Raw genomic sequence first — 8,497 nt, forward strand, 5'->3', positions numbered from 1 at the left:
CACTCCTCCTTATTCAGATGGGGTCATTATATCAAGCTTCCGTCAAAGAGTAAATAGACTGGAAGACTAATATCTTTTTATCACTTGACTAAGTTTGATTTATAGCCGATTATTTCATAAAAATAAAAAGAGCATTTCCGCCCTTTCTTATATTTATATTATTTTGTTGCTTCTTTCTTCTGGAAAGTGGTTTGGTAATTTACTTTAATCGTTACTGTCATGTGAGAGTCCTCGTTTCTTTTTGATGACTCTAGTATAAGGGTCAAACCTGAAAGCTAGCTTAAGTTTTCCTTAGAGAAAGCTTAATCTAAATGTTCTTTCTTTTCCAGATGAAGAGCAATCATGCGCCACTCTGGATCCTCTTGCCAAGCTTCTGTGTAACGAAAAAAGAGCAGTTACGCTCTTCTTCCTTTATTCAATCTTAGTTTGTTGCTTCTTTCTTTTGGAAAGTGGTTTGGTAATTTACTTTAATCGTTACTGTCATGTGAGAGTCCTCGTTTCTTTTTGATGACTCTAGTATAAGGGCCAAACCTGAAAGCTAGCTTAAGATTTCCTTAGAGAAAGCTTAATCTAGATGTTCTTTCTTTTCCAAATGAAGGGCAATCATGCGCCACTCTGGATCCTCTTGCCAGCCTTCAATAGAACTAATGTAGCTAGCAACTTTTCTGGCTTCTTCTAAAATCGGAAAATCCTCGATAATATCAGCCACTTGAAACTCTGGGAGACCTGACTGTCTGGTTCCAAAAATTTCACCTGAACCACGCATTTTCAAATCTTCTTCGGCCAGGACAAATCCATTGGTGGTTTCTGTCATGATGCGCATGCGGTCTTTCCCAGAATCCGTCTTGGGATTAGCAACAAGGACAGCGTAGGACTGCTTGTCTCCCCGACCGACACGACCTCTGAGCTGGTGAAGCTGGCTGAGCCCGAAGCGATCGGCATCCATGATAATCATGACAGTCGCATTGGGAACATTAACCCCGACCTCGATAACTGTCGTCGAAACCAGAATATCCGTTTTTCGCTCTTTGAACTCCTGCATAATCTGGTCTTTTTCGTCACTCTTCATCTTACCATGTAGCAGAGCCACCTCTGCCTTGCCTGCAAAGTGAGCTGTCAACTCCTCTGACAAAGCGATAGCATTTTTCAAATCCAGAGCTTCAGATTCTTCAATCAAGGGAGAGATGACATAGGCTTGTGAACCTTTTTGAATTTCCCCCTCTAACCAAGTCAAGACCTGAGGTAGTTGCTCATGCTTGATCCAGCGTGTCACAATAGGCTTCCGTCCTGCTGGCATCTGGTCAATAATGGACACATCCATATCTCCAAATGCTGTGATAGCCAGCGTCCGTGGAATAGGAGTCGCCGTCATCATGAGGACATCTGGGTTGTCGCCTTTTTCCCGTAAAATACGCCTTTGCCCCACGCCAAAACGGTGCTGCTCATCGATGATAATCAAACCAAGACGAGCATAATCCACCCCATCTTGTATCAGAGCATGAGTCCCGATAATCAAATCAGCCTCACCCTTGGCAATAGTCTCTAAGACTTCTCTTTTTTCTGCAGCTTTCAAGGAACCTGTCAAGAGAGCGAGTTTTAGGTCTGGGAAGAGACTCTTCAAACTCTCAAAGTGTTGCTCTGCGAGGATTTCTGTTGGTACCATGAGGGCTGATTGGTAGCCAGCCGTCACTGCCGCAAACATAGCCAAGCCAGCGACTACCGTTTTTCCGCTCCCCACATCTCCTTGTAGGAGACGATTCATGTGGTGGTCGGACTTCATATCGGTTAAAATTTCCAGCAAACTTTTTTCTTGAGCTGGGGTCAGGGCAAAAGGTAGATTTTCTTTAACTGCTGTCACCTTTTCCTGAGACCAATTCAGAACCAGACCGCTTCCTTGAACTCTATTTTCAGACTTGAGCGTCTGCAACTGCATCTGAAAATAAAAGAGTTCCTCAAACTTGATACGGCGAAGGGCCTGCTTGTATTCTGCCAAATCCTTGGGGAAATGCATAGCGCGAACGGCCTGACAACGGGACATGAGTTTGTATTTGTCCAGTAAAGACTGGGGAAGATTTTCTTCAATCAAGAGGTCCAGTCCCTGATCAAAGGCTGTCTTAATGACCTTTACCAGACTGGCTTGACTGATTCCCTGAGCCAAGCGATAGACAGGTTGGAGGTCATCTTCCACCTGAGCCAAAACCTTCATCCCAGTTAGACTAGCCTTGCCACGGTCCCATTTTCCAAAGACAGCAAGGGTTGCTCCCAACTCTATCTTATCAGCCAGATAGGGCTGGTTAAAGAAATTCACCGCAAAAACAACTTCTCCCTGCTTGAGGCTAAAACGCAGGCGATTGCGCTTGAAACCATAATACTGAACACTGGCAGGAGTCACGACTTGACCAGATAGGACTGCCTTCTCCCCGTCTTCCAGTTCCAATACTTGCTTGGTTTTGAAGTCTTCATAACGGAAAGGAAAGTAGAGCAAGAGGTCTTGCAAATTTTCAATTCCTAGTTTGGCGTATTTTTCTGCTGACTTTGGTCCCACACCAGGTAAGACATGCAAGGGTTGATGTAGATTCATGCTCCACTCCTTTCTTTTCTAATAATATTCTCTCGGAATGCGGTCGCTGAGAAGACAAACCACCTCGTAGTTAATAGTCCCACGGTAGGTCGCTACCTGAGTTGCAGTGATTTCCTTATCTCCGTCGGAGCCAATCAAGGTTACCTTAGTTCCGAGTGGGTAAGGCTTAGGTAATCGAATAGTGATCTGGTCCATCGAAACCCTGCCGACAATTGGGCAAGCTTTCCCATCTACCAAGACAGAGAAATTCTGCATGTCTCGTGTCCAACCATCCGCATAGCCGATTGGCACGGTCGCGATGACTTGCTCGCTATCCGCTTGATATGTCGCTCCATAGCCCATGCAAGCCCCAGCTGGAACTGTCTTGACATGAATTAAAGCAGACTCCAAGGTCAAGGCCGGTATCAAATCATAAGGCAAATCCAAGACCTCTCCGCTAGGATTGAGACCATACATGGCATCTCCCATACGAACCGCATTGAAAATAGTCTCTGCATGCCAAAGAGTCGTTGCAGAATTACTAGCATGAACCAAGTCTGGAAGACCTTTCATACTAGCCAAAATGGTTTTAAACCGTTCTAACTGGGTATTAAAGTAGTCATCTGATTCCTCGTCTGCAGTAGCAAAGTGGGTAAAAATCCCTTCAACACGGGCACCGTGTTGTTGGAGCAAGTCTTGAGCCTGCTCAGCCTCACGAGCCTCTCGAAAACCAATCCGTCCCATTCCTGAGTCAATCTTGATGTGGACTGTCAATCCAGTTAGTTCTGTTTCCTTATCTAAGAGTGCTTGAACCCACTCCAGTCCGGCCACAGTCAAGGTGATGTCGTATTCTTTAGCTAGGGAAACAGCTTCTAACTCAGAAACTCCTAAGATGAGGATTGGCTTGCTGAGTCCAGCCTGTCTGAGTTCAATGGCTTCATCGATATTGGAAACGCAAAAACCATCAACATCATCTTGAATAGCCGTCGCAACGGCAACAGCTCCATGCCCATAGGCATTAGCCTTGACTACTGCAAATTTGAGCGTTCCTTGAGGGATATGAGCCCCCATTTGCTGAATATTTTGTCGAATAGCTCCCAGATGAATCAGAGCCTTGGTTGGTCTATGCGGACTAGCTTTCATGATTTTCCTCCAAAATGACACTGGCTGTCACAAACTGATCGGTGTGGCTGATAGACAGCCAAATTTTTCCTGAAAATGGTGCCTGACTAAAATAAGGCGCCCCGCGTTCATTGTTCAAGACTTCCAAATCCTGAAAACCTAGTTTTCCAATACCCGTTCCCATAGCCTTGGAAAAGGCCTCCTTAGCCGACCAGCGACCAGCCAAATATTCAATCTGCCTGCGCCCTTTAAGACTGTTAAACCGTTCCATTTCCTTAGCGGTCAGCACGCGCTTAGCAAATCCTTCATGTCGTGTAACTGCGCTTTCTATCGAAGCTAATTCTTCGATGTCAATTCCGTGTCCAACTATCATTCTCATCAAAAGGAGTTGAGATTCCCCAACTCCATCCTTTTCACTTATTTTGTCAAGGTAGCATAAATCTCTTCTACCAAAGCCTCTGTATTTTCCCAACCTAGACAAGGGTCGGTAATAGAGCAACCAAAGACCTCTGGTTGGTTTTGACGACCATCTGCTAGGTAAGATTCAATCATGAAGCCTCGAACTATCTTTTTGATTTTCTCATTCCAATCACGATTCTGCAAGGTCTGACGAACAATTCGAATCTGCTCCATATATTGCTTGCCTGAGTTATCATGGTTGGTATCAATGAGGATAAAAGGATTTTCAAGTCCCATGGTCTCATAACGTTCAATGGCTTGGAGTAGATTTTCATAGTAGTAATTCGGCATATAATTGCCATACTCGTTAACTGCTCCACGGAGGATGACATGGGACAAAGGATTACCTGAAGTCTCAACTTCCTGACCATGATAAAGGAAGGTTTGCTTGTTTTGAGCAGCATAGATGGCGTTAAACATAACACCCAAATTTCCAGAGGTTGGATTTTTCATCCCTACTGGTGCATCAATCCCTGAAGCCACAAAGCGGTGCTCTTGGTCTTCCACAGAACGAGCGCCAACGGCATGGTAGCTGACCAAGTCATCCACCAAGATCAGATTTGACGGATAAAGCATCTCATCTGCCGTCGTCAAACCAGTCTCTGTAATCACGCGGTAGTGCAACTGGCGCACAGCCTGCAAACCGTTAATCAGGCTTGGAGCCTTAGAAGTATCTGGCTGGTGAACCAACCCTTTATAGCCGTCTCCATTGGTACGCGGCTTAGCAGTATACACGCGCATGACCATGAAAATCTTGTCCGCTACCTTCTTTTGCAAGGCGGATAAACGGCGAGCATATTCCAAGACCGCTTCTTCATTATCAGAAGAGCAAGGACCAATTACCAAGAGAATACGGTCATCTTCCCCTGAAATAATGTCTGCCAATTCTCTATCACGGCTTTCCTTGAGTCTCGAGGCTTCCGCAGACAATTGGGTTTCAGCCTTGATGACTTCCATATCGATTTCTTGACCTTTTTCAATAAATGCCATCTTATTCTCCTAACGTTTTGTAAATTTCTCTGACAAGGGTTTCTGTGTTATCCCAACCCAGGCAAGGGTCTGTGATAGACTTGCCAAATACTTCTGGCTCATTTTGTCGACCATCTTCCAGATAAGACTCAATCATAAAACCACGAACGAACTGCTTGATTTTTTCATTCCAAGCACGGTTAATCAAGGTCTGGCGGACAATTCGAATCTGATCCATGTATTGCTTACCAGAATTATCATGATTGGTATCAATGATGATAAAAGGATTTTCCAAGCCCATTTTCTCATACTGGGCAATGGTGTCAATTAAATTGTCATAATAGTAGTTGGGAATATTTTTTCCATACTCATTAAGAGCACCACGAAGAATGGCATGCGAAAGTGGGTTACCAGTTGTTTCCACTTCTTTTCCTAGGAAAAGGAAGCTTTGTTTGTTTTGAGCAGCATAAATCCCATTAAACATAACATTGAGATTTCCAGAGGTTGGATTTTTAAAACCAGTCGCAAAATCTGCTCCACTTGCCACAAAGCGGTGTTGCTGGTCTTCAACCGAACGGGCACCAACTGCCATATAAGAAATCAAATCATCTACAAGCGGCAGATTTTCAGGATAAAGCATTTCATCAGCTGTCGTCATCCCTGTTTCTGTGATAACACGATAGTGAAGATGGCGAACGGCTTTGATTCCGTTGATAAGACTAGGCGCTTCTGTCGCGTTAGGCTGGTGAATCAAGCCCTTATAGCCATCTCCGTTGGTACGGGGTTTGGCTGTATAAACACGCATAACCATAAAGATACGGTCTGCCACTTCTTCTTGTAAAGCTGCCAAACGCTTAGCGTATTCAAGAACAGCTTCTTCATTGTCAGATGAGCATGGCCCGATTACCAAAAGAATTCGCTGGTCTTCTCCACGTATAATGGCTTCTAGCTCTTGATCGCGCTGTGATTTTCTCTCCAAAGCTTGGCCTTCTAATTTTGACAAGGCACGAACTTCTTCAATATTGATTTTAGGACTTTTTGCTGTAAATACCATAACTCATCTCCTTATAAAGCAAACGGATACCAAGTAAAAATTTACTTTTCACAAGGTATCCGCCTCTAAACTATCTCATTTTATTGTCTTTTACCGTGACAGTTTTTAAACTTCTTACCAGAACCACATGGGCAAAGTTCATTGCGTCCAATCTGGCTCAAATCCAAATCTTCAGGCATATTTGCTTGGTGGGCAGCAATATTACGAGTCGCTGTTGTACTGATATGGCGTTCTGCCTGTGGTCTTTCTTGTTCATGAATTTGTGCTTTCATCATCAAGCGTGTCACATCAAACTCAATCGAACCAATCATATCATTGAACATACGGAAACCTTCTGCCTGATACTCAACAACAGGGTTGTTCTGAGCATAGCCACGAAGTCCAACCGCATTACGCAATTGATCAAGGGCATCGATATGATCTGTCCACTTGTTATCTACCACTCGTAGAATCAAGACTTTTTGGAATTCTTTAACCGCTTCTTCATCGCGTAGTTTTGAAACCTGACTATCGTAAACCTTCAAGGCACGTTGGAAGAGTTCTTCCTTAATAGCCTTATCAGACAAACCTGACAAGTCTTCCATCGTAATAGAATCTTCTGGAAGCAAGTTGTACTTAGCAAAGTTCAAAATCGCTTCTAGTTTTTCATCTTGTTTGGCACGCGCATGACCATCAACGACACGACCAATCGTACGTTTGATCATTGACTGAATTTCAGGTGCCAAGTCACGGTCTGCAGTGATGACATCGTAACGTTGAGCATAGATAATCTCACGTTGTTCACGCATGACATCGTCGTATTGAAGGACTTGTTTACGGGTATCGTAGTTATTTCCTTCGACACGTTTCTGAGCTGCTTCAACCTGACGTGTCAACATACGAGACTCAATGGCCTCTTCAGACATGTTGAGACGTTCAAAGATTCCCTTCAAGCGTTCAGAACCAAAACGTTTCATCAAATCATCTTCAAGAGAGAGGTAGAATTGTGACTCACCTGGGTCTCCTTGACGACCTGAACGTCCACGAAGCTGGTTATCGATACGACGGCTTTCATGACGTTCTGTACCAATCACACAAAGTCCACCTAATTCGCGAACCCCTTCACCAAGCTTGATGTCGGTACCACGACCGGCCATGTTGGTTGCGATAGTAACAGCACCACGTTGACCAGCATTCATGATGATTTGGGCTTCTCTATAGTGGTTTTTGGCATTCAAGACTTCGTGAGGAACGCCAGCTGCGACTAATTTCTTAGAAATGTAATCACTGGTTTCAACCGCTACTGTACCAACCAAGACAGGCTGACCTTTTTGGTAACGAGCCTTAACGTCTTCGACAACCGCCTTAAACTTAGCCTCGATACTTGCATAAAGAAGGTCTGAGTGGTCAATACGTTGAACAGGACGGTTGGTTGGGATTGGAATAACACGAATGTTGTAGATTTCACGGAATTCTTCTTCCTCAGTCTTACCTGTACCCGTCATACCAGACAATTTCTTGTACATACGGAAGAGGTTTTGGTAAGTGATTGAGGCAGATGTCTTGGTTTCATCCTGGATTGGCACACCTTCTTTGGCTTCAATGGCTTGGTGCAATCCATCAGAATAACGACGACCTTCCATGGTACGACCTGTAAATTGGTCGACAATCAAGATTTCTTGCTCTTCGCTGACCACATAGTCAATATCGAGAAGCATGATGTAGTTAGCACGAAGGGCGTTATCGATAAAGTGAGTCAGAGCTACGTTTTCGATATCATAGAGGTTTTCAAGCTTGAAGTAGCTTTCAGCCTTGTCAATCCCTGAATCAGACAAACCAATAGTTTTAGACTGCACATCGATAATGTAGTCGTCTTTATCCAAAGATTTCACATAGTGGTCTGCCATGTGGTAGAGCTGACTAGTTTCAACTGCGTTAGCACCTGATACGATCAAAGGTGTACGGGCCTCGTCAATCAAGATTGAGTCAACCTCATCGACCAAGGCATAGTTAAGCGGGCGTTGTACCATGTTTTCAGCGCGAACGACCATGTTATCACGAAGGTAGTCAAATCCGATTTCTGAGTTGGTTGAGTAAGTAATATCACACTCATAGGCTTCTTTTTTCTCCATTGGAGACTTGGCAGCCAAGTTAATCCCTACTGACAAACCAAGCCATGAGTACAATTCACCCATCTCAGTCGCGTCACGTTCTGATAGATATTCATTTACCGTAACTACGTGAACCCCTTTGCCTGAAAGGGCATTGAGGTATACGGGCATGGTCGCAGTCAAGGTTTTTCCTTCCCCTGTACGCATCTCTGGCACGTCACCATGGTGAAGAACGATCCCCCC

Annotated in this window: 6 protein-coding genes; all 6 read right to left on the reverse strand. The window is 44.3% G+C overall.

The window, feature by feature from the left end:
* Positions 1 to 565: 565 nt before the first annotated feature.
* The gene (recG, locus tag SMIDD26_RS07555; RefSeq protein ID WP_061439723.1) at positions 566 to 2,581 is read right to left on the reverse strand and encodes an ATP-dependent DNA helicase RecG; all 2,016 of its coding nucleotides are present in this window, start codon (positions 2,579 to 2,581) and stop codon (positions 566 to 568) included.
* 18 nt (positions 2,582 to 2,599) lie between these two features.
* Complete coding sequence (gene alr / locus SMIDD26_RS07560) at positions 2,600 to 3,703, reverse strand: alanine racemase (RefSeq protein ID WP_061439724.1); 1,104 nt, start codon at positions 3,701 to 3,703, stop codon at positions 2,600 to 2,602.
* Positions 3,693 to 4,055 carry a holo-ACP synthase gene (gene acpS, locus SMIDD26_RS07565; protein WP_000635003.1) on the reverse strand — a complete coding sequence of 121 codons (363 nt, stop codon included), beginning with the start codon at positions 4,053 to 4,055 and terminating at the stop codon, positions 3,693 to 3,695. The genes alr and acpS overlap by 11 nt, the downstream gene beginning before the upstream one ends.
* 44 nt (positions 4,056 to 4,099) lie before the next feature.
* A complete protein-coding gene (locus SMIDD26_RS07570) occupies positions 4,100 to 5,131 on the reverse strand; it encodes a 3-deoxy-7-phosphoheptulonate synthase (RefSeq protein ID WP_061439725.1) in 1,032 nt (343 codons plus the stop codon).
* A 1-nt stretch (position 5,132) separates the two neighbouring features.
* Positions 5,133 to 6,164: a 3-deoxy-7-phosphoheptulonate synthase gene (locus SMIDD26_RS07575; RefSeq protein ID WP_061439726.1), complete on the reverse strand. Its 1,032-nt coding sequence runs from the start codon at positions 6,162 to 6,164 to the stop codon at positions 5,133 to 5,135.
* A gap of 80 nt (positions 6,165 to 6,244) precedes the next feature.
* The coding region (gene secA / locus SMIDD26_RS07580; RefSeq protein ID WP_246746989.1) for a preprotein translocase subunit SecA at positions 6,245 to 8,497 on the reverse strand (2,253 nt) is incomplete at its 5' end.

The sequence above is a fragment of the Streptococcus mitis genome, from assembly GCF_001579035.1.
In the GTDB taxonomy this organism is placed as follows: Bacteria; Bacillota; Bacilli; order Lactobacillales; family Streptococcaceae; genus Streptococcus; species Streptococcus mitis_J.

Bases quoted from the DNA above. Each gene is read 5' to 3' on its own strand.
- recG (WP_061439723.1), bottom strand. From the start codon at position 2,581: ATGAATCTACATCAACCCTTGCATGTCTTACCTGGTGTGGGACCAAAG.
- alr (WP_061439724.1), bottom strand. From the start codon at position 3,703: ATGAAAGCTAGTCCGCATAGACCAACCAAGGCTCTGATTCATCTGGGA.
- acpS (WP_000635003.1), bottom strand. From the start codon at position 4,055: ATGATAGTTGGACACGGAATTGACATCGAAGAATTAGCTTCGATAGAA.
- SMIDD26_RS07570 (WP_061439725.1), bottom strand. From the start codon at position 5,131: ATGGCATTTATTGAAAAAGGTCAAGAAATCGATATGGAAGTCATCAAG.
- SMIDD26_RS07575 (WP_061439726.1), bottom strand. From the start codon at position 6,164: ATGGTATTTACAGCAAAAAGTCCTAAAATCAATATTGAAGAAGTTCGT.